This is a genomic window from Propionicimonas paludicola (assembly GCF_002563675.1).
Classification (GTDB): Bacteria; Actinomycetota; Actinomycetes; order Propionibacteriales; family Propionibacteriaceae; genus Propionicimonas; species Propionicimonas paludicola.
The window spans coordinates 1312070-1333379 of record NZ_PDJC01000001.1 but is presented as its reverse complement, the minus strand read 5'-3'; the positions used below and the strand labels follow the sequence as shown (position 1 = coordinate 1333379).

19 protein-coding genes, 1 tRNA gene and 1 pseudogene are annotated in these 21310 nt (G+C 65.9%); 13 read left to right on the top strand and 8 right to left on the bottom strand.

Annotated elements, in window-relative coordinates; genetic code table 11:
• Positions 1-3: 3 nt before the first annotated feature.
• From ATK74_RS06155 to ATK74_RS06145, 3 genes are all read right to left on the bottom strand, one after another.
• Positions 4-1149 carry a glycerophosphoryl diester phosphodiesterase membrane domain-containing protein gene (locus ATK74_RS06155; RefSeq protein ID WP_098460211.1) on the bottom strand — a complete coding sequence of 382 codons (1146 nt, stop codon included), beginning with the start codon at positions 1147-1149 and terminating at the stop codon, positions 4-6.
• A 125-nt stretch (positions 1150-1274) separates the two neighbouring features.
• Complete coding sequence (locus ATK74_RS06150; RefSeq protein ID WP_098460210.1) at positions 1275-2432, bottom strand: glycerophosphoryl diester phosphodiesterase membrane domain-containing protein; 1158 nt, start codon at positions 2430-2432, stop codon at positions 1275-1277.
• A 47-nt stretch (positions 2433-2479) separates the two neighbouring features.
• On the bottom strand, positions 2480-2956 hold the full coding sequence (locus ATK74_RS06145; RefSeq protein WP_098460209.1) for a CoA-binding protein: 477 nt from the start codon (positions 2954-2956) through the stop codon (positions 2480-2482).
• Positions 2957-3098: 142 nt separating this feature from the next.
• Here ATK74_RS06145 and ATK74_RS06140 point away from each other — a divergent pair.
• From ATK74_RS06140 to ATK74_RS06130, 3 genes are all read left to right on the top strand, one after another.
• Positions 3099-3172 (top strand) — tRNA-Pro (locus tag ATK74_RS06140).
• A gap of 563 nt (positions 3173-3735) precedes the next feature.
• Positions 3736-3903: a hypothetical protein gene (locus tag ATK74_RS15325; RefSeq protein WP_169923757.1), complete on the top strand. Its 168-nt coding sequence runs from the start codon at positions 3736-3738 to the stop codon at positions 3901-3903.
• Between the two features lie 447 nt (positions 3904-4350).
• On the top strand, positions 4351-6459 hold the full coding sequence (locus ATK74_RS06130; RefSeq protein ID WP_169923756.1) for a P-loop NTPase fold protein: 2109 nt from the start codon (positions 4351-4353) through the stop codon (positions 6457-6459).
• A gap of 190 nt (positions 6460-6649) precedes the next feature.
• Here the strand turns inward: ATK74_RS06130 and ATK74_RS06125 are convergent, their stop codons facing one another.
• The gene (locus tag ATK74_RS06125) at positions 6650-7531 is read right to left on the bottom strand and encodes a COG1361 family protein (protein ID WP_098460206.1); all 882 of its coding nucleotides are present in this window, start codon (positions 7529-7531) and stop codon (positions 6650-6652) included.
• 183 nt (positions 7532-7714) lie between these two features.
• On the opposite strand from ATK74_RS06125, the gene ATK74_RS06120 reads away from it, so the two are divergent.
• Complete coding sequence (locus ATK74_RS06120) at positions 7715-8002, top strand: hypothetical protein (protein WP_098460205.1); 288 nt, start codon at positions 7715-7717, stop codon at positions 8000-8002.
• 208 nt (positions 8003-8210) lie between these two features.
• Here ATK74_RS06120 and ATK74_RS15730 read toward each other — a convergent pair.
• Positions 8211-8405, bottom strand: a pseudogene (locus ATK74_RS15730) (DDE-type integrase/transposase/recombinase); the annotation flags it as partial.
• A 263-nt stretch (positions 8406-8668) separates the two neighbouring features.
• Here ATK74_RS15730 and ATK74_RS06110 point away from each other — a divergent pair.
• On the top strand, positions 8669-9706 hold the full coding sequence (locus tag ATK74_RS06110; protein WP_098460203.1) for a hypothetical protein: 1038 nt from the start codon (positions 8669-8671) through the stop codon (positions 9704-9706).
• Between the two features lie 20 nt (positions 9707-9726).
• Here the strand turns inward: ATK74_RS06110 and ATK74_RS06105 are convergent, their stop codons facing one another.
• Together ATK74_RS06105 and ATK74_RS06100 are read right to left on the bottom strand one after the other, a co-directional pair.
• On the bottom strand, positions 9727-11391 hold the full coding sequence (locus ATK74_RS06105) for an Eco57I restriction-modification methylase domain-containing protein (RefSeq protein WP_211283296.1): 1665 nt from the start codon (positions 11389-11391) through the stop codon (positions 9727-9729).
• 213 nt (positions 11392-11604) lie between these two features.
• The gene (locus ATK74_RS06100; RefSeq protein ID WP_098460201.1) at positions 11605-12531 is read right to left on the bottom strand and encodes an FRG domain-containing protein; all 927 of its coding nucleotides are present in this window, start codon (positions 12529-12531) and stop codon (positions 11605-11607) included.
• Positions 12532-12733: 202 nt separating this feature from the next.
• On the opposite strand from ATK74_RS06100, the gene ATK74_RS06095 reads away from it, so the two are divergent.
• From ATK74_RS06095 to ATK74_RS06075, 5 genes are all read left to right on the top strand, one after another.
• On the top strand, positions 12734-13360 hold the full coding sequence (locus ATK74_RS06095) for a hypothetical protein (protein ID WP_098460200.1): 627 nt from the start codon (positions 12734-12736) through the stop codon (positions 13358-13360).
• Positions 13357-14463, top strand: a complete 1107-nt coding sequence (locus tag ATK74_RS06090; RefSeq protein WP_098460199.1) for a peptidoglycan-binding domain-containing protein — start codon at positions 13357-13359, stop codon at positions 14461-14463. The genes ATK74_RS06095 and ATK74_RS06090 overlap by 4 nt, the downstream gene beginning before the upstream one ends.
• On the top strand, positions 14454-15086 hold the full coding sequence (locus ATK74_RS06085; RefSeq protein ID WP_098460198.1) for an ABC transporter ATP-binding protein: 633 nt from the start codon (positions 14454-14456) through the stop codon (positions 15084-15086). Before ATK74_RS06090 ends, ATK74_RS06085 begins: the two co-directional genes overlap by 10 nt.
• A complete protein-coding gene (locus ATK74_RS06080) occupies positions 15083-16231 on the top strand; it encodes a hypothetical protein (RefSeq protein WP_098460197.1) in 1149 nt (382 codons plus the stop codon). The genes ATK74_RS06085 and ATK74_RS06080 overlap by 4 nt, the downstream gene beginning before the upstream one ends.
• A gap of 103 nt (positions 16232-16334) precedes the next feature.
• Entirely contained in the window at positions 16335-18020 is a 1686-nt protein-coding gene (locus tag ATK74_RS06075) for an arabinofuranosyltransferase AftB family protein (protein ID WP_143483578.1), read from the top strand.
• A gap of 42 nt (positions 18021-18062) precedes the next feature.
• Here the strand turns inward: ATK74_RS06075 and ATK74_RS06070 are convergent, their stop codons facing one another.
• Positions 18063-18608 (bottom strand): AAA family ATPase, encoded by a 546-nt coding sequence (locus ATK74_RS06070; RefSeq protein ID WP_098460195.1) that lies wholly within the window; start codon positions 18606-18608, stop codon positions 18063-18065.
• 241 nt (positions 18609-18849) lie between these two features.
• Here ATK74_RS06070 and ATK74_RS06065 point away from each other — a divergent pair, with 241 nt between their 5' ends.
• The 3 genes from ATK74_RS06065 to ATK74_RS06055 all read left to right on the top strand — a co-directional run bounded on the left by ATK74_RS06065 (position 18850) and on the right by ATK74_RS06055 (position 21296).
• The gene (locus ATK74_RS06065; protein WP_169923755.1) at positions 18850-19305 is read left to right on the top strand and encodes a hypothetical protein; all 456 of its coding nucleotides are present in this window, start codon (positions 18850-18852) and stop codon (positions 19303-19305) included.
• 187 nt (positions 19306-19492) lie between these two features.
• Positions 19493-20017 (top strand): RNA polymerase sigma factor, encoded by a 525-nt coding sequence (locus ATK74_RS06060; protein WP_098460193.1) that lies wholly within the window; start codon positions 19493-19495, stop codon positions 20015-20017.
• Complete coding sequence (locus ATK74_RS06055) at positions 20010-21296, top strand: Kelch repeat-containing protein (protein WP_098460192.1); 1287 nt, start codon at positions 20010-20012, stop codon at positions 21294-21296. The genes ATK74_RS06060 and ATK74_RS06055 overlap by 8 nt, the downstream gene beginning before the upstream one ends.
• Positions 21297-21310: the final 14 nt, after the last annotated feature.

Genomic DNA, 21310 nt, shown 5'->3' with positions numbered 1-21310 from the left:
GACTCAGCCCTGCGGGGGCTGCCAGCCGCCGGTTTGCGGCGGCGTCGGCGGCTGCCCGTTGCCAGGCTGCGGGCCTGCCTCAGGAGCCGGTCCCGGCTGAGGTGGCTGCGGGTAGCCCTGGCTACCGGGAGCCGGCTGCGGGGGATAGGGCTGCCCGGGCTGGGGGTAACCCTGGCCAGGTGCCGCGTAGTAGCCGCCCTGCGGCCCAGGCTGTCCGTAACCGCCCCAAGCGGCTGCCGGCGGCTGCTCGACGCGCCGCACTTGGTCGACGAACATGTACGCCACGTAGGTGTAGATGAAGGGCTGGGTGACCAGCTGCAGCAGGAGCTGGATGCTGGCGACGATCAGGTAGATCGGCATGATCGCAGCCACGGCCGCTGCGGCCTGGCTGGGGTCGCCGTAGCGCTCAAGACCCCGGACGCTCAGCAGCGGAATCTGGGCCACGAAGCTCACCACGTAGGCGATCACGCCTACCGCCAGGCTGCCCACGAAGTAGTAGCCGAAGGTCCGCCAGAACGCGCCTCGGGTCAGCGTCCACGAGCGCTTCATGCCGTCGATGCCGCCGGCCTGCTCGATGGCGATGGCAGGCACCGTGTAGAGCAGCTTGGTCTGAATGAAGATCCCGATCGGAATCAGCGCGATGATCAACAAGAACAACAACGCGAAGCTCCCGGCCGCGCGTGCGCCGGAGTTGCCGTCCAACGACCCAACGATCGAGACGAACAGGGCGATGAACGCGGCGTACAGCGCGGCGAAGGCCACGAAGAAGATCGCGATCACCGGCGCCATCCGTGGCAGGAAGCCGCTGTTGCGCTTCCAGACGCCTGCGAAGTCGGGCCGTTGGCCTTGAGCGATCTCGTAGGCAGCGAGGGTGGTCATTCCCTGTGCCTTGATGGCGGCCAGGGCGATCACGAAGATGCCGGCGATCATGGCGATCACCAGACCGGGGACGGACGCCCACAGTGACCGCGGGTTGGCGATGGCCGCGCCGACGAGGCCCGCCGTGCCGAGCCCGACGATCACGACGAACGCGATCGAAACCAGAGTGGGCAGTAGCGAGATCAGAACCAGCAGCCACAGGCGCTGCTTGAACGCATTGAAGGTGCCGGCGAAGACGCCGGTCAGGTCCATCGGGCTGGGCCGAAGCATTGGGGTAGGTGCTAGCACAAGGCAGAGCCTAGACCTCGGCGCCGACGGCAGGGACGATTCCGGGCCCCGGGCGTCAGACGAACTCGTCCGACACGTATGGAGAGGTGCCTGACGAGGGGCTGTGACTAGCTCGGTGGCTGCCAGCCGTTCGACGGCCGCTGCCCCTGGCTCGGCTCGCCACCGCCAGGGACCGGCGGCGGCGGATACGCCGGACCGGGCGGCGGGGGATAACCGGGTCCCGGCTGTGGGGGATACATCGGGCTTGGTCCTGGCGGATAAGCAGGGCCCGACTGCCCCCAGCGTGGACTGGGAGCGGGGGAGTACCCGGCCGGCGGCCGTGGACGCTCCGGAGCTGGCGGCAACTCGCTGCGCCGCACCTGGTCGATGAACAGGTAGGTGGTGTAGGTCTGGATCAGCGGCTCGCTGACCACTTGGGCCAACAGCTGCATGCCGACCGCGACCAGGACCCATGGCAGCGAGCTCGACAGGGTCGCCCAAGCCCGCGGCAGATCGTCGAAGCTGCCGGGAAAGCGCACGGCGATCAGCGGGGCCTGCCCGAGCATGACCACTGGGGAGACAACCATTCCGATGGCGAGGGACCCCACCAGGTAGTAACCCAGGGTGCGCCAGAAGGCGCCTCGGGTGAGCGTCCATGAGCGCCTCATGGCGGCGAAGCCGCTAGCCTGCTCGATCGCGACAGCCTGGACGGTGTACAGCAGCTTCACCTTCAGCCACCACGTCACCGGCGCCTGGGCGGTGACCAGCAGGAAGTACAGCCCGAGTGCCCCCAGGATCCGCGCTTCCGAGCGGTCGAGGACTGCGCTGATGCCCATTGCCACCACCCCGGCGCCTAGGGCGAGGACCAGGACCAGGGCAGCCACGAACAGGGCGATCACCGGCGCCATCCGGAGCAGGAAGCCGCGGCTGCGCGTCCACACCCCACCGAAGGTCGGACGCTCACCCTGGCCGATCTCATAGGCGGCCAGAGCGCTCATGCCCTGGGCCTTCGCGACGGCCAGGGCCACGACGCCGACAACCACAATCAGACCGGCCACCAAACCCGGAGCTGAGCGCTGCAGAGCGGAGGCGTCGTTGATGGCCGCACCGATCGCCGCGAAGGCCACCACCCCCACCGCGACCGAGGCCGCGATGCTCACCAGCGTGGGCGGCACCCAGATCGCAATGAGTAGTGCGGCACGCCGCTTCACGGCCTCCCAGGTGCCGACGGCCAGGCCGGTCAGATCCATCGGGCTGGGCCGCAGCATCGGGGTGGGTGCAAGCATGCTCAGAGCCCAATGAGGCGGCGGTACGGCCGCCGGGTTTGGTCCAACTACACCGTACGCGGGACCCGTCCCATCAGTTTGAGTAGGCCGCACATGAACTTGTGTCCGCCATCGGCGGCCGGATCGAACATCAGCGGGCAGCCTCCGTCGATCACGGTGAGGCCGTGCTCGCGTCCGTAGGCGACCGCGGACGGATCGACGCTGCCGGCGTCCACCGAGCGATGCATCCACACCTTGGTGATGCCGGCGGCAACTGCCTGCTCGACCGTGGCCTGGGCGTGGGCCGGGCTGGTGCCGATCACCACGGCGTCCACCCCGCCGGGGATGCTGGCCAGATCGGGATAGCAGGGCTTGTCGCCGATCAGGTCGGCGTTCGGGTTCACCGGGAACACCTCGAACCCTCGCTCGACGAGTCGGTCGTAGACGGCATTGCTGCCGTGGCCGGCCGGGTTGCGGGACACCCCAGTGACGGCGATTCTCTTGCTGGCCAGGAAGTCCGCGGCCGCATCAGCGAGCTTGGTCATGTTGGTCCTCTCCTCACCTGCCAGCGTAGGAGGACGTGCCTTGTCGCGCTGCCGAATCAGTGAGGTGTGGCCCTCCGCGAGCCCACTTTGAGGACGGCCTCGCGAACCGTGTAGGGTAACCACTCGGGGTTCGCCCCGGAAGCGGGCTGTAGCGCAGCTTGGTAGCGCACTTGACTGGGGGTCAAGGGGTCGCAGGTTCAAATCCTGTCAGCCCGACCGTATGGTGTCTCAAGACACCGAGGACACGTGAACCTGCGGTAGTGCAGGTTTGCGCGTTTCTGCCTTCGGGGCTCGATTCGTCGCCCGAGCCGCACGGATGGTTGCGCCTGATGGAGTGCCACAACACCTTCTCGGCATCCTTGGCACCGTCGCGTCTACTGGCATGCGGCAGAGCGCAGGCTCGCTAGGTGGCTTCGGGTGCTGCCCGCGACGCCGAGCAGCTCACCGGGCATCCCAGATTGGGGGCTGCGAATCGAGCTGACTCGGTCGCCTCGCCGAGGGCAGTTCCCACGCCCCCTCGGCGCGGCGAGGGGAGAGCGTCCTCAGTCTCTTGACACTAACGTGCCCGGTGTCTTCTGAGACATGTGTCCTGTATGTCATGAGCCAGGACTCTGTCAGCCCGACTAAAGAGGCTTGCCAGAGGCACATCGATCGAGGACCATGCGACGAGACCTACGCACCTGGCTGGTCAGGGTGTCTGGGTCAGCGGCTCACTGATAGGCAAAGCTCCTCGTCAGAGGCCTTTCCGATCTCATTCCAGCTCGGTGTTGGAGGAGGGCGTGAAGGCCACGCTGGCAACAGCGGTCATCGAGCGCGGGGCCACCGAAGTGCTCGCCGGGGTCATGAAGCTCTGTGAGGGGGGCGAGAGGCTCGAGGATCTGACCAGCGAGGACTGGGTTGGCATCGCAGGCGATACCGGCTTCGGCCTCACCAAAGTCGGCGTCTGAGGACTCAGGATCTGCGTCTTCACCGCCACGCACGCAGCTGTCGGCCGCTCGACGAGCAATCCGCGACTGGGTACTAGGAGCTCATTGAGATGCTCGATGCGAGCATGTCCGGATTTTCGAAGTGCCCGTACGTGCCTTCTACCCTGACGTGGAGGTCGCCTGTCTCGAATCGGTCGGCCTTGCGCTCGAGATTGGCGACCCCACCGAAGACGTGCTCGACTTCGAACTCGAAGTGTTCGCTTCCTCGACTAGCACCGCACCCCGGACTCTCGGCACTTCAGAGGACTATCTGTCAACACGATCTCGTATGCGTAAGCTACGTCTCAGTCAGGAGTGTGCTAGCTAAGGGGGCTCATGAGCGATGGGCACACGCCCCAGATGGCCCAGACTGTTGGGAGCGACGAACAAACGCGAGTTGAGAACGGTGAGCATCCAGGCTCGGCCCCGGTGCCTGAAGATCTCGGGGAGGTCTGGCTCAACATCCGTAGCCTGGTCAAGGTCATGCTTGCAGAACCTCCTCTCAGCGCCTACTCGGACGAACACCAAGCCATAGCTGATGGTGCGTTGCAGGGCCTCTGGGCGCTCGCCACGGCGAGTTTGGCGCTCTATCGAGCCGTCGTTGGTACAGGAGAGCTTCTCAAGTCGCTTGAAGAGACGCTGTCGGCTCCACTGAGACGAAACCGCGTTCTGGGCATCGCCTCCTGGGGACTCATCGCCCTTTCGGTTCTGGTCGCGGCTCTTGGCGTGCTGTTGCTCCCATGGTCGATTACGTGGGTCCGAGGCGCGCTGCCAATCCTCGACTTCGCGGAGCCGTTGCCCGTCTTCATCGCAGCCGCGACGCTTCTGGTGGTGTGCCTTATCGGTCGTGCACGCCTCACGGCACGCAGACTCGATCTTCGCGATGCGATCACAGTCAGTGAGCTACAGAGGGATGACGCGCGTGATGAGTACACGTCGGCTCTTCAAACGGGCGTCCGGCAGGAACTAAACGCCGCGCTCTCACGAGTGCTTGACTCCAGTGACACCGTTCCGGTCCGAGTCGGGTCCCTGCAACTAATAGAGACGCGGCGATCTGAGGTAGTCGAGTCTCGAGCCGTTCGCAGTGTGCTCGACTTCATCAATACGCATGAGGCATCTGCGCTGGGCTTGGCGGGGCAACGAGGCATCGGCAAGACCACGATCCTCCAGCACCTTGCACGGACAACTACCCTGGGCGGCGGTCTGGCGGTCATGGTCACAGTGCCAGTCCTCTACGAGCCTGAGGCGTTGGTTCGGCGCATCTATGGGGAGTTTCTGCGCCAGGCCCGCGTAGAAGCAGGTCGGTTGACGCTCCTCAACACTGACCAACCACGGGTACGGGCTCGAACCTCGGTATTGACGGCGACCACAATTGCGGGAGTGGTCACGGCTGCTGTCGGTACCGCCCTGTTCGTCTCGCCTGACTCCTTCCGATCGTGGTTCTCTGATCCAGTTCAAGCGACAGCGATCACCCTGATCGCTTCTGGATATGTACTCGCCCTGTTTCAACCAATCCAATCCTTTGCGAGGCGTCAACGCCGGCCAGAGGCGCGCAGTGACAGTGGCGCTTCGCGACTGGAGCAGGTGCTCGACGAGGCAGCGGGCCTGCTTCAGTGGACACAGGAACGGTCCTACGGGGATGAGATTTCCACCGAGTTGCCTGCAAGGCTGCTCACATCCAGCAACAGCGCAAGTGTGAAGCACACCGAGCGGCCAATAGGGCGCCCCGAGTTGGCACAGCACTTCCGTCGGACGGTCGAGGAGTATGCCACCCGCTCAGGGCCAAACGGGCGACGAGTGTTGATCTGCGTAGATGAGCTCGACAAGATCGAGCAGTCCTCGGGTGCCCTGCAACTTGTGAACGAACTGAAGGACTTGATGCACGTCGGAGGGACTCACTTCCTGCTATCGGTATCTGAGGATGCGCTCAGGGGATTCTCGCTCCGTGGAGTCCACGTTCGCGACGCGGTGGACTCAACCTTTGACGAGGTCTTCGAGGTCCGAGGCCTAACTGCTGCCGAGTCGCACGCGGTCATCGTTCAGCGCGCCCCGGAATTTCCGCCGCCACTTACCAGGTTCTGCCACGCGTGGTCGCTCGGCGTACCTCGTGATCTGCTCCGCGCTGCCCGCCACTGCATCGCGGTGGGGGCGGCCAATAAGGCCGCTCGGCGCCAGTTGGGAGACCTCGTGCGAGACGTCGTCACATCGGATGTCCGAGACGCCATCACAGCCCAGTTGTCGCGGACTGGTGTTGCGAACATCTCTAGGGGCGATCGGGAGTTGCTCCTCCAGTCTCTGGATCAGGTCGAAGTCGCGACGCTTCGTGAGCTTCTCGGCAAATACCAGGAACGGTGGTCGGCTGACGCGGCACTCCAGTGGCGGCCAGTGCTGGGCTACCTGGACTACGCAAGCAAGGTCTTGCGGGTGTTCGGCGTCGAGCGCAAGTACGGGGAGTGGCGTGCCCTCGACGCGACCGGCGCCCTGGACAAGTCCGCTGACGACCTGGTCAAACTAGAAAGGCAGAACCGGCTGATCTGACGAGATCGCACAGCGTGCGTGATCTTGGGTCGAGAACGCTCAGGGCAGACGGCTCGCTCTGGCTGGATAGACGGACCGCAAGGTTCACCCGAGACGGCATGTTCTCGCCATGCAAAGGTCATCGGGTGGACACCGAAGCCTTGGCGACCTGTTCGATCGCTACTCCTGCGGGTTCGCTCCGATGCCGGTGTCAACGTCTACGTCGTGGCAGATGTCTTGATCGCACAGCACGGGCAGCAAGGGGCCGCCTGCCCGGCTTGCGCAGACCAGTTTCGTCGGTTGAAGCATCGCTGAGTGTGAGCTTCGTCGGCACGAGGTGTCTGATTGCTTCAAGCTCGTTTCCAACAACCTCGATGTCCTTGCCGATTCGCACAAGTGGATCGACGGGCAGCTCAATGCGCATCTCGACATCGAGGTCGAGGACGAACGTTTCGCGGAAGGGCTCCGGAGATGCCGTGCCTGTGTACTCGGCTTCAACCTCCCAGTGACGCGGGACTCCAGAGCCGTCTTTGAAGAGTTCTGGCACACGCCCGAGGGCCCATATGTAGGTGTTGCCGGGGTTGAGTGTCCGGAAATGCACCTCGCCGTTGAAGGCATCGTTGACCTCAGCGAAGTGCTTGGCCATCATCCCGGGCTTGAAGAACGTCTCGAGCGACGTGAACGGCGGACTCACGTTGAGCCGCACATCGTGTGCTGGGCTCGACCCGATATTGCGCACGGCGATGTTGAGCTGGCCCTCCGCCGGCTCACCACGACGCTTGGGAACAAAGCGGTCAACCTTCAGGGCAACCTGCACCCTGGGTCTGACTGCTTCTATGTTCACCTGGCGCGCCAGTTCGTTCGATGCGATCAGGGCCCTGTTCGACTGATCCACTTGCCGAATCTGGTACCAGGCGAATCCCAGCGCAACCAGAGCTGAGGCACCGAAGACGGCGGACCATTCTTCGGCGGTTGGCATGTGGGGAAAGCGCCACCACGATCCCAAGATCGCGACGCTTGTAGGGAACAGCCCGAACGCAACCACCACGACAGCAAGACCGGCCAGGACTACGCGCGCGGTGCGGGATTTCACAGCGCAACTGTATCGGGGCACTTACCAGGCTGTTTGGGTGAAGCCAAAGACGTGCACGATCAGGACTTTACGGAGTTCGCGATGCGCGCAATCGCAACACACCACCGGACGTACGGGACTGCTGCATGAGTAGGTGACATTCGATCTGTGGGGTCTGAGGGCCCTGCTGGAAGGATGTGCGCCATGCCGAAACCCCATCCGAGAGAGTTCCGCGACGATGTTGTGGCGGTGGCCCGCAAGGGCGCGGTGCCGATCGGCCAGGTCGCGAAGGATTTCGGGATCTTCGAGTCGTGCCTGAGGAACCGGTTGCACGCGGCCGATGTCGAGGACGGGGTCCGCCCTGGCGTGACGTCGTCGGAGTCGGCCGAGTTGCGGGAGTTGAAGCGGCGTAACCGGCTGCTGGAACAGGAGAACGAGGTGCTGCGCCGGGCGGCGGCGTATCTGTCGCAGGCCAATCTGCCGGGAAAATGATGTACCCGCTCGTCAAAGAGTTGGCTGCCGACGGGGTACCGGTGGTGGGTCGCGTGCCGGGTGCTGAAGCTCGCCCGCCAGCGCACCACCGCTGGCTCACCCACCCCATTGGAAGTCGTGAACTCGACCAGGCGTACCTGGCGAACGCGGTCTTCGACGCCCACCGCGATGATCCTGAGTTCGGGTACCGGCCCGGCTGAGGGAGACGCCGCCAGCGGCCCGTCTCGAGGGCGTCGACAACGTTCTCGGCGGTGATGGATTCGGCGATCGACCAGCCGGCGACCCGGCGGCTGAACGCGTTGATGACGGCCGCGCAGTAGACCCATCCGTCCTTAGCCCGGAGGTGGGTGATGTCACAGAGCCGGAGCCGGTCGGGCCGATCTGCATGGAACTCTCGCTTCACGAGGTCCTGATGGGTCGCGGTGTCCGATCGCCAGCCACGGCGTTTGCGGCGGTGAGACACCGACCAGACCGTCTTGGCGCATCAACCGTGCGAGCCCAGCCGCCTGAAGTGAGGACTAGGGTCACGTCGACCTTGGGGCGCCGCGACCGCCATCAGCCGCTTCGCTGAGGCTGCTAGGTCATCCAGTTCAGGCGAGCCGCTGCGGCGCCGACGTGGATCCCGATAGCCTCGGCTCAGGTGACAGCGAAGGTAGGGGGCGTCCGGTGAGTGCGAAGCGAACTCAGAAGGCCCAGGCATGGGGATACTTCGACCGCATCGTGAGGGACGCCGCGCCAGCGGGCCTCCATTCGAATCCTTGGGCGGCTGGCGCCGATGGCGAGCTGGTCTTCGTGCCCGACTATGCAACACTTGAGCGACTGCTCGGCGTGCCGCTGCACCTCCGGGCTGCGACCACTACTGGGGTGCCAGCGCTCGCTCTGGACGTATGGATCAGCTACGAGTTGCGTCGCGCAGGGTTCAATGCGGACGCCGTCTGGCCGCGTCCCTCTCATCCGCGGGTTCTTCCGGTCACGCTCGCCCACCTGCTAGCGGCGGCACCCGCCTCGATCCGGAAGCCACTCGACGAGTGGATCTCTAGCAAGGCCTCGATCAAGAACGTCACCTCGGCCAGTGCGACGGTCCTCGGCAAGAACTACCTCAAGCAGGTCGACGTCATCATGTCGGACTGGCAGACCGGCCCCGAGCTCCTGATCTCGACCAAGCGCATGGACTCGTCCTACGGCAAGAACGCCCCGAACCGTGTCGAGGAGTCCTACGGCGACGCGAAGAACCTGCGTCTCCGTCACCCACTCGCCGCCCTTGGATTCGTATTCGGATTGCGTTCAGACATCCTTCAGAAGGAGCCGAAGGTCGCCGAGTGGCTGCTCGATCTGCTGGTCAAGCTCGGCCGAGAGGACGACGCTTATCACTCGACATGCTTGGTGATGATCGAGTACGACGACGAGGTTGCGGTCTCTGAAGATGACGGTTCTGACCCGGAGGATCGCACGGCATCCGCCGGCCTTGACTCAGAGTCTGAGATTGAGGACATCGACGAGGCGGACGCACAGGAACTGGCGCTGGATGCCGTTCTGAGCTCATTGCCGAAGGTGTCGATTCGCCACGACGCGACGCCTGCAGAGCTGTCACCAGGGCGGTTCCTCGGGACGATCGTGAACCGCGTGCTGGACGCGACCCCGGTGAACCTCCACCTCGAGGCACGCGCCCGCAAGCGATTGGCGCGCATTTCTGGCGGCCAGTAGGCCGGCGCTGCGGAGCTGCGCTAGAAGGTTCCTTCGGGCAGTCCGTAGGCGACCTCCGCTGCCCGTGTTGCTTTGTCACGGTCGTAGGCGCGGAACGCGTTCCGTAGGGCATCCTCTATCTCGACGGGGATGCACTCCGGTGCCGGAACGCGGATCTTGCGTAGGTACTGCGCCTGGAAGCGCAATGTCCCACCACGCATCTTGACGCCGTACGCGTCGACAAATGCCTCGGCAACCCGCGAGAGCAGCAGACCTCCGAGTACCTCCAGATCCCAGCCCGTCGAGACGATGTAGTAGAGGTTGTGGTGCGGGTAGAAGCCACCCGGTTCGAGGACGGGAGTGATCTGGGCCTTCATGTCCTGTAGCAGCAGCTTCGGCTGCTGTGCCAAGCCTGGGTAGACCTTGTCAATCGTTCGGTACCAACCCGCTGGGTTCCTCTTCGCAACGAATCGGTCGGTGACGCTCGAGTGGCCCGCGAGCGCCTTCGCCATACGCGGGTACCGCTTGATGTCGACCAACTGACCTTCGTCGTCCCACGGATTGATGAGAACCTTCCTTGGCGTGGTCAGCCGGCCCGAGCGCACGTCCTCAGCCATGACGAGGGGCGTCAGGCGATCAGGTTCGACGTCTACCGAACCCGGACTGACCACGTATGCCTTGTCGGCGCCGGTCGCAACTCCAATGCTGATCCGAGTGTCCCGACCAGTCTGTTCGAGCGTGGGGAAACGCTCGTTCAGGTCTTCAAGGATTCGAATCAACTTCGGGCCACCGGCCGGCCACAGGTCAGAGCCTTCAAACCAGTCATCGAGTCGCGCGGCCCGGAAGTCCGCGCGAGAGACCTCGTCTGCGCCCGACGCGATGAAGGCAATCGCTTGGTGCGCCGATTCGGCCCCAAAGTCGGACGTCGCATCGAGGAGCGTCACTCGCCCCTGTGCCCGGTTGGCCAGGATTGTGATCGCCGGGTACGCGCTCACCTCGGCTTCAAAGGCAGCCACATCGTGCATCTGCCACAGGGTCTCCACTGCGAACCGCTCCGAGATCATGGCGCGAAGCTTGGCGCCATAGGCGTTGCGCATCCAGCGGTCTGCGCAGATGAAGCCGAGCTTGCCTCCTGGCTTGAGCATCAGCAGGCCACGTTCGAAGAACCCGACGTAGATGTCGCCACGGCCAGCCATCGTCGACCAGCGCTGCCGGTAAGCCGCGGCCATTGCACCAGGAAGGTCGTCGAACCGGATGTATGGGGGGTTGCCCACGACGACATCGGCCACCGTCGGCTCCGCGTCGCATGTCAGCAAGTCATCCCCCGGTGGCAGGAGGAAGTCTCCCTCGATGATCCACTGATGGGCAAGGTGGTGCGCGTCAAGGTTTGAAGCACCGGCGTCGATGAGGAGTCGGCGCACACGGGAGCGCAGCGTCTGGACGTTCGTGGGCTGAAGCTCCCAGGCTCGGATCGCGGAACTCAAGGACCTAAGATCGCGGCCGTGGGCCGAAGCACTCGCGATCAGTCGCTCCACCATGGGGAAGAGGAACGCACCCAACCCGGCGGAAGGCTCAACAGCCGTCAACCCACCGAGGTCACGGTCGGCGGTGTAGTGCGTTAGGTCTAGTAGCGCATCAACCACCCACCGACGAGTGAAGACCTCGCCGTAGTTCTGTGGTGCCTCTTGCGGCGTTATGGCGCTCATTGCCATCACCATAGACGGCCCGGCTGACGATTCATGAACGGCCACGCGGCAGATCCCTTGGCCGGACCGACCTTGAGCGAGGCACCATGGTCACCTGCCGGATGGAGGCCTGAGTACAAGCTACCTCCGCCAGCCTCACCCGCCGCTTGGCCTCCTTGGGGCCTTATCTACCGGCATCGCTCGCCGATGCTTCGGCCGAGAGTGCGTCAGACACTATCGACGGGTGTCGATCGCGCCGCGGATGAGACTCTCTGGTGTGTTGCGCACATACTGGGCGAGACCCTCGATGTCGGGGTAGATCGTCGCGAAGGAGTACCCGAAGCGCTTCTCAAGCTGGTGCCGGATCGAATGCTTGGCCGCTGCAGTGATGCGATAGGTGAATACCGTGCCCTTGCTTGGCGCCTCGCCTCGCAAGCGGATTTGCCAGAACCTGATCGGTATGGACGCGAACTCACGGGTCTGTGCTGCGGTGTACGTCGAGCTCGAGCCGGGCTGGAGACGCGGGAAGCGATGGCCAGCCTCTGTCGGGACCCCATCAAGGAGGAACACTGCGCTTTGAGCAGGAATGCGTGCGTGGAGCGCGGGGGGTTGCCAGATCCAGCTACCCCCTCCAAGCCCCCAGTCCGCCAGAGTTGGATCGTCTAGTCGTCGATGCCAACGCGGAGTGTTGCCATTCCACCTCGAGTTGAGTTGGAGAGTGCTCTTGGCTGTGAACGCGAACAGCCTTCCATCGGCGCCTGGCCGGTCGGAGACTGCGAACCACGCGGCAATTAGGGGGTTAGTAGTGGCGTCAATCAGCCGGGTCGGTACCCCCACATGTTGCATCTGCCCGAAAAGGGAAAGCGCTGGAACGCCGTCCAGCCGCCACTCCGTGCGCGCAAGGGTAAGGAGTTGCCTTTCTGACTCGACAAGGTCTTCCTCCGTTGGGACTTTACCGAGTTGTCTGGCGAGCTCTCGATACAGCGAGCTCCACAGGCCCCACACGGCGTTGGACTGGCCGCGCCAGACGAACTGCTCGCTGTGGAAGATGTCGCCGAACTGGTCGATCTCTCGGTGTAGCTGATCCCAGGTCTCGATCACGTTTTCATAGGGCCGATACAGCGGCGTTGCGTCGTCGCGGAGCACGGTGCCAGGGCGCATGCTGACATATTCTCACTCGTGTAGCCGCTCGCACCCTTGAACCTCATGATCGACCCTCTAGCAGGCATTCCTGCTACCCGTGCTCCCGGCGCATTTCCGAATCTGTACGACTAGGTCGAATGCGCCCACACCGCATAGCGCCGCAAGCTAACCTGCCAAGGAGCGAACACCAACGCGAAGTGCGAGCGCGGAGGAGGGCGGCATGGGCGCCGCGAAAGCATTACTGACAAGGGTCGGCAGCTTCTTGGCATTGAGCTGCCTGGTGGTTGTTGCTGGGTGCTCCGCTTCGGTGCAGCCACCAACAACGCCGGGGAACCCGTCTCCATCTGGGGCCGCCGACCCGCAGATCGTCCAGGACGCGCGGACGGCGGGGGCGGATGCGTCCCAGATCGCCATCCTGAAAAAGGGCGATGTCAGCTACGCCGATTACGAGTCGGCGGTGAATCTGGCACTGACCTGCATGCGCAAGGCTGGCATCGATGTGTTACCCCCTCAACGGACTGACAGGACCGGGCTGCCGCAGCTCAACTATGGCTGGAGTTCGCAGGTCACCGGCATGACTGAAGAGCAGGCCACCGCGCTTGGCGACGATTGCCTGAAGCGATACAGCCAGTTTGTGGAGATGCAGTACCAAACCCAGCCCTCCTCGATCGAGGCGATGGAGAAATACTTCGTGAAGTTCCGTCCGGCAGTGGTGGCCTGCATTCGCAAGAATGGCGGCACCGTGAAGGACGAGCCCACTCGCGAGGAGGCGATTCAGGCATCGAACCCGGTCGAGGACAGGTCCGGGGTCGACTGTTTCGAGAAGGCGGGAGTGAGTAAGTCATGACCGCCTCTCGCGCGGACGCCGCTTCCCACGAGGACGCCGCTTCCCACGAGGACGCCGCTGTCAGCGCACCGCCCAGGCGGCGGCCCCGCGGAGCCGGCCAGCTGATAGTGGCGGCGATCGCCGGTCTCCTGGTGGGCGGAATGATCGCTGTCGCTGTGCTCGCCGACCGGGTCACTCCGGTCCCGATCGCCGCAGCCGACCCGGTTCCCGTGGTGCTGCCGGTGACAGACAACACCGTGAACCAGGCCACAACTGTGCCGCTGAAGGCGATCTTCGATGCGCCTGGCCAGGTGGTGTCGCGCGGGTCCGGCGTCCTGACCCAGCTGTTGGTGGCCCCGGGCTCCGCGGTGTCCGACGGGAAGACGGTGGCCAGGGTTGATGGGCGTCCGATCGTGGCCATGGTCGGGCCGACGGCGCCGTACCGCAGCATCGGGCGTGGCGACCGCGGCCCGGACGTCCGCCAGCTGCAGGAGTGGTTGGCTGCCCGCGGGTTCTCCAAGGCCGCTCCCGACGGCCGCTTCGGCTCGGCGACGCAGCGCGCCATCAAGGCGTGGGAGCGGAGCCTCGGGGTGAAGCCGACCGGCACCTTCGATCTGGGCCTGGTGGCGTGGGTGGGGCCACAGAAGGCTGTGGTGGCCGAGCTGCAAAGCAGCGCTGGTCGAAACGTGGCGGCCGGGGATGTGCTGTTCACCACTCAGCCCGCGCTTCGGGCGATCACCGTGGCCGAGCCTGCGGGAGGGATCGCGCAGGACGGCGCACAGGTCGTGGACGTGGGCGGCGTCCAAGTGCCCTACACGCTGGGCAGCGGCAGGATCACCGACCCCAAGGACGTCACCAAGCTCAAGGCAGCGCTCGGCGCGGCCACCGAGGGCATCGGACGTGTGGTGTCGACTACCCCGCAGCGGGTGAAGATCGTCCCGGCTTCCGCGATCGTCACCAGCGCCGATGGACGCACCTGCGTGTTCGCTTCAGTGGACGCCGCGCCAACCGCGGTGATCCCGCTCGGTGGCGGCCTGGGTGGAGTGACAGTGCCGGCCGATCTTCCGCTGACGAACGTGCTGGCTAACCCGGCCGAAGTCCGTCCCGAGCTGACATGCGGCTGAGCGCCCACGATCTGTGGTTCGGCTACGACGACCGTCCAATCCTGGACGGTGTGGAGTTCAGCGCCTCCACCGGCGAGGCAGTCGCCATCGTCGGACCGAGTGGGGTGGGCAAGACCACGCTGTTGTCTCTGCTGGGCGGCATGCAGCGTCCCCGGACCGGACGGGTCGAGGTGGACGGAGATTCGGCGGTGGGCCGCCAGGTGTCCTGGGTGCTGCAGACCGTCAACGTCCTGGCCAACCGCAGCGTGCTCGACAACGTCGCGCTGGGACCGCTGGTCGATGGCCGATCGCGCCGTGAGGCCCTGGCGATCGCGAAACGCAGGCTCCGCGAGGTAGGCCTGGACGCCCTGGCGGACGCACCGGCTCGCAAGGTCTCTGGTGGCGAGCTGCAGCGGGTGGTGATCGCCCGGGCACTAGCCAGCAACCGTCCGTTCCTGTTGGCGGACGAACCCACCGGCCAGCTCGACCGAGTGACCACCGACCAGATCGTGGAGTGCCTGCTGCTGGCCAGGGCCGAGCGCGGTCTGATTGTCGTGACCCACGACCCGGCCGTGGCTGCTCGCTGCGACCGCCGCTACGAACTGGTCGACGGCCTACTCCGAGAGCCGGAGGTGGCCTCGTGAGCCGCGCACACCAGCAGGCCGGGCTCGGCTTCGCGCTGGGGGAGGGCTGGCGCAACGCACGGGCGAGCCGGCTCCTCGGGCTGCTGATCGCCGTCCTGTCGGCGGCCGTGTTCGGCGGGATCGCGGTCGCCGATGCGCTGACAGTGGCCGAACTGGTCACCGACGAGCGGGCCTGGGTCGCCGCCGGAGGCCAGGTGCTGGCGGTCACCAATGAGACCGGCGTCCCGGGCTACGCCTGCGAACACCTCAACGGCGCCCCGGGGGTGCGAGCCGCGGTCGGCCTGGTCCACCTCAACCAGCGCGCCGCCCTGGCCAATGCGCCCGAGTCCAACCTCGCCGTCACCGGCTTCACCGCCGGGCTGGCCGGCTTCCTGACCGCACCGCTTCCGCTCGATGGGGTCGTCATGAACACGACCGCCGCTGTGGACTTCGGCCTCACCAGCGGGCAACGCCTCGGCCTCAGCCTCGCCGATCCGTCCGACGCCAACCCCGCGCCCGACCCCACCAAGCCGATCGTGGCGGACGCCGCCAGTCGCCGTGCCACACCCGGAACCCGAGTACTCACCGTGGCCGACCTGAGCATTCTCGGCGAGGAGTACTCGGCTGGAGTGGCCCTGCCTATCGCGGCCGCCGGCACCGTGGACACCTGCATGGTGTGGGCGGAGCCCGGCGCGAAGGACACCCTGATGGCATCCCTGCCGGGGCTGCTCCCCGGTGCCGGAGACAAGCCGACGGTCGTCGCCGACCGGCTGGTGACCGGCCAGTTCACCCGTGACTACCACGCCGAGTACCTGGCCCGCTCGTGGCGATGGGTACCGCTGGCCGGTGGAGCCGCACTCGGACTGATCTGGATCCTGATCCGCTGGGTTCGCCGCAGCGAGGACGGGCTGTACCAGAGCCTCGGCGCCCCGCGGGCACAGCGGGCTCTGGCCCGGCTGATCGAGTGGACCCTCTACAGCCTGGTCGGCGCAGCGGTCGCCGCGCTGGGTGCCGACCTCACCCTCGCTCTGCTGCGCCCCGGAGCGAGCATGCAGGTGCATCTGGTCCGCAGCATCGCCTTGGGCCTGGCCGCGTCCATCACCACGGCGGCGCTCGCCGGACTTCTGCCGGCCCGCAACCCGCTGGACGCCCTGAAGGACCGGTAGTTGTCGCTCGCCAGGGGCGGCCGCCCGACGAAATCCGCTAAGCGCGCCAGCGCGGGAGCAGGCCCGTCCGCACCGATACGATTCGCCCTTAGTGAGCACTGAGATGAGTCCCCAAACCCTCCCGCGGACGCGCCACCTGGTCCTGACCTGGACGCTGGTGGCGATCCCGGTGATTGTGGCGACCTCAATGGTCTGGCTGCGTCGTTGGGTCTCCGACGACGGCTTCATCAACTACCGCGTGATCCAGCAGTTGCTGGCCGGACATGGCCCGGTCTACAACCTCAACGATCGGGTCGAGGTTGGCACCAGCACGCTATGGCTGGGGCTGGTGTGGCTGGGCCGTGTGCTCACTCCCGGCTCCGAGACCGGGCAGGTGATGGTGGTGCTCGGCACCGCGCTGACCGCTCTGGCGCTGATCCTGCTGGCTGTGGGTGCCATGGCGCTGAACAGCAACCGCCAAGCGCTCGTGCCTGCCGGGCTGGCGGTTGTGGCCGCACTTCCTCCGGTCTGGGATTTCGGCACCTCCGGGTTGGAGACCTCCTTGTCGATGGCCTGGATAGCGGCGTGCTTCGCTGCGCTGGCCTCGCGCCTGAGGAAGGGGACGGTGAACCATCCGGCCTGGCAGCCCTGGCCGGTGGCCGCGCTGATCGGCCTGGGGCCGTTGGTCCGCCCGGATTTCGCCCTGATCTCGCTGGCCTTCGGCATCGCCCTGCTGTGGCAGAGCCGACGCCGGTTCTCCGAGTGGCTGGGTGCCGCCGGCATCGCCCTCGCGGCACCGCTGGCCTACGAGGTGTTCCGGATGGGGTTCTTCGCCTCGCTCGTCCCGAACACCGCGCTGGCAAAGGCGAATGGCTCCCTCCTCCAGGGAGCGAGGTATCTGCTCGACTTCGTGGGCACCTACTGGCTGTGGATTCCGATCGTGGCCGGGGCGTCGCTGATCATCGCCCGGGCGAGGACACGCCCCGAGCAGGGTGAGTCGAGCGCCCGCTCGCTGTTCGTGATACTCCCGGTGGCCGCCCTGGTCCATGCCTGCTTCGTGGTCAGCGTGGGCGGCGACTTCATGCACGGCCGCTTCCTGCTGCCTGCGACCGTGCTGTTCTTCGCTCCGATCGCGGTCGTTCCGTTCAACGGACGGGCGCGCGCGCTCGCCCCGATCATGGTGGCCTGGGCGGTCGTGTGCGGGCTGGTGCTGCGTCCGGCCTTGTGGAACGGGATGATCGCCGACGAGCGGACCTACTACGCCAAGTTCGTGGCGGACGTGCCGGGGGCCAGCGTCTCGCTCGAGAACTGGAGCGCTGACATCGGCTTCAAGCTGGCGCGCAAGGCCGCCGCGGACCATGCGCGCGGAGAGAGCTACTACGTGAGCATCGGGAAGCCGGACCAGCGCCTTCCGCGAACCGGAGCGGGCGTCGTGATGGTGCTGAACAGCCTTGGCGATGCCGGGGCAGCCTCCGGGCTGGACGTGATCGTGAACGATCCGCCCTCCCTTGGTGATGCGATCGGGTCACGGCTGGTGCTCGCACCGGACGCTCAGTTCCGGGTGGGACATGCCTACAAGCCCGAGGTCTGGGCGTTGGCGCGCTTCGCTGCCGCCGATCGGACGCCGCCGGTGCCCGGACTCGCCCAGGCGCGCCAGACCCTGGCCTGCGAGCCGGTCGCCGAACTGCTGGACGCGGTGTCGCAGCCACTGAGCTTCGAACGCTTCGTCAAGAACGTCACTTTGGCGCCCAGGCTCACCTTCTTGCGCATTCCGGTCAATCCGGAGGAAGCAGTGAAGGCACTCTGCTGAGGCCCTGCCCATTGCCGCCTGTGGCACTGTGCCTGTGGAGCGTCAGGCCAGGCCTTCGATGGCGCTCTCGAGCTGCGCGAGGCGGCTCGACGCCGAGCCGGTGATCTCAATCACTGCTGCATTGCCGAGCAAGTCAGGGTCGTCGGCAAGCTCGAGCAGGGAGTCGTTCGTGGCCTCCCGCAGTTCGGGGTCCTCATCGTCGGGCACCTCAATGACATCCGCCTCGGTCAGCGGCAGAAGGACGAGCAGGTCGACGTGGGCCATGCCCTCGGCAGCGAGCTCCAGCCCGCGGGCGAACAGATCGGGGGAGCGAGTCGGGCGGCGCAGCGTGACCAGAGCGTCCAGGTAGGCCAGGAAGTCCAGCGGCCCCCGCTCAGCGATCCAGGATCGGCTGTGCGCCAGCCCTTGCAGCCGTGCGGAGGCCACCTGCAGCTGGTCGAAGAAGATGTCGTTGCTGAGGTCGATCTCGGCCTCGTCGAGCATCTCGAACGGGTCGGGGAGCATCTCGAACTCCGGATGCCGCGCCACGAAGTCCGCGATCAGCGTGGTCTTGCCGCTGGCATGGGTACCCGAGATCACCACAAGCATGTGGTCACTCTAGGGGCACCACATCGTGACTGACTCTCGGCTCGGGGCGTCACGGTGCGCAATCGCGGACACATTGCGGTTGAACTGCGAGGTGCGGGCAAGTCCCGATAGCGTCGAGTCGTTGGACGGTGCGGTCTCCACACGGCCGGTCCGCCGCCTGTTGGTGGCCGGGTGGGCATCTGGGGACTGCGGTACACCCGCCGTAGAGCGAGAGATCGGAGTCAGCATGCGTGGACGTCTTGTGGTCGTGACCGTGGTGGCGCTCGCGCTGGTTGGATGCGCGACCGGCGAACGTGCCGGCACCACGCCTGCTCCGACGTCCCCACCGGCGTCGCCACCCACTGCGACGTCCACTGCGGGCGCGTGGGATGTGGATGTGCGGGTCATCAACGAGTTCGGTGCGGCCGGAACGGCGACCGTCACCTTCACCGACGGGCGTACCAAGGTGCTCACATTCACCGGCGCCGACCAGGATCTCATCGAGAAGGACCGGGTTCTCGTGGGCCAGACCGTCAGCGTGGACATCGATGTCACGGATCCGCCAAAGAAGGACCGTCAGGTGGTCTGCACCATCGCGTCGTTCAAGCTCAGCGTTGCAACCGAAGGCGGATCGCTGGCCAGCAACATCGGCTCCGACAAGTTCCGGTGCACTTGGACCAACGACGGCACCGTGGTGATGCCGAAGCCCGAGGAGTAAGGGCACAAGCCCACCCCGCACCTGCCGAGATCACCACAGTCATGGCGTCAGGCTGGGCGCTACCTCATCCGGAGCCGTGGGTTGCCTGGGCATCGATGTCACTACGCTGCCTCAACTCACCTGGGACACGCTGTAACGCTGAGGCGACTGCGGACACGTAAGCGGTGAAGGCCACAGAAGGAGTCCGATGCCCAGCCCGTCCGAGAGGTTCACCAGCCTCTTCGATCGCACCCACGCCGCGCTGCTTGCTTACGCCGTTCGGCGCGTGACCGAGCCCGCCGATGCAGCGGACGTGGTCGCGGAGACCTTCCTGATCGCCTGGCGACGCCTCGATCAGGTGCCGCCCGGCGACAGCGAGCGTCCCTGGCTGTTCGGGGTGGCCCGCAAGGTGCTCGGCAACACCAACCGCAGCACTCGGCGTCGCTATGCGATGGCCGATCGGCTGCGCGCGGAGCTCTCCACTCAGACCGTGCCGGAACCGGCCGTGCCCTCCGAACTCGGCCGTGCACTGGCCGCGCTGAGCGCCGACGACCGGGAGCTGTTGCTCCTGCTGGCCTGGGACGGGCTGAGCCAAGAGCAGGCCGCAGTTGCACTCGGGATCAGCGCCAGCACGCTGCGAGTACGGCTGCATCGCGCACGCGGACGCCTTCGAAGCCAGCTGTCCGAACCCGTCGAATCGCACGTCCTCACTGAAGGGGTAAGCCATGCCTGATCTGCTTGATGAGTTGAAGCTGCTGGATCCCGTCGCGGAGCCGCTGAGCGTCCATCCCGACAGCCTCGACCAGCTCCGGACGGGAGTCCTGGCCAGCCCGCGTCCGCTGCATCGCCGCTGGATCGCCCCACTGGCCGCGGCGGCCGCAGTGGTGATCGCCGTGTCGGTCATTTGGTCGGGATTGCCCGGCAATGGCAAGGGGACGGGCATCCCCGCCGACAGCCCGTCCGCGCAGGTTCCGGTGAACACCTGGGTGCCGACTGCGACCTCGCCGCTGAGCCCGCGGTACTACAGCGTGGCCGTCTGGGCCGATCACAGCTTCTTCGTGATCGGCGGGACGAACTCGCCGCTGTGCCCGATGGGCGACGACTGCCCGGAGCCCACCTATCTGCGCGATGGCGCCCGCTACGACCCGACCACCGACCAGTGGAGCCCCATTGCCGCTGCACCGGACGACGTCCGGGCCATCCCGGTGACCCCGCGTCAGAAGACAGTGCTGCTCGGACGCACCATCTACATGGTCGGAGGCGGGTCGCTGCTCGGCTACAACCTCGACTCGAACACCTGGCGCACCCTGCCCCTGCCTGCCGGCGACGTGATCACCATGGGGGCGTTCCATGAAGCGCTCGTGGCTGTTTCCAATGAGGATGGCCCGGTGGGACGTATCAGCTACTCGACTCTCGACCCTGCCCAGGGAACCTGGGTGCGACATCTTCCGGACGGGAAGCTGCGTGGCACGACCAGCACGGCAGCCGTCGTGGGGGACTCGATCGTTCTCACGGGAATGCTGAGTTCATCGCCGGCCGGGCCGTGGGAGGTCGACACCATCGATCTAGCCTCCGGCAAGGTGGGACACTCCGATCGTCCGAAGTTGGAAACCCAGCACCTCGATCCGATGTCGCTCGCTACGAGCCAATCCCACTACGCCGTCTGGCGCGGCCTGACCAACGAGGCCGGCTTCTTCGACCCTCGCACTGACGCCTGGTTCTCCGTGGCCCTGCCCAAGGGCAAGGGCGCCTTCGCCGGCAAACTGCGCAACTTCGACGTGTACTGGCCGATCACGGTGGCCGGCATGGTGCCGCTGCGCGGCTACCTGTACGACCCGGAGAAGAAGCTCTGGTCGGACACACCCGCCATGCCGACCGCACCGGACACTCCGGTGATCGCCGGTGGCCCCGAGTCGGTGTTGAGCTGCTTCGGCTTCGACTTCACCACCAAGAAGTTCGGCACCCAGTGCTACGTCCTGAAGCCCGCTGAGGCGACGCTGGCCAGCCCATAGACCACTCGGGGCAT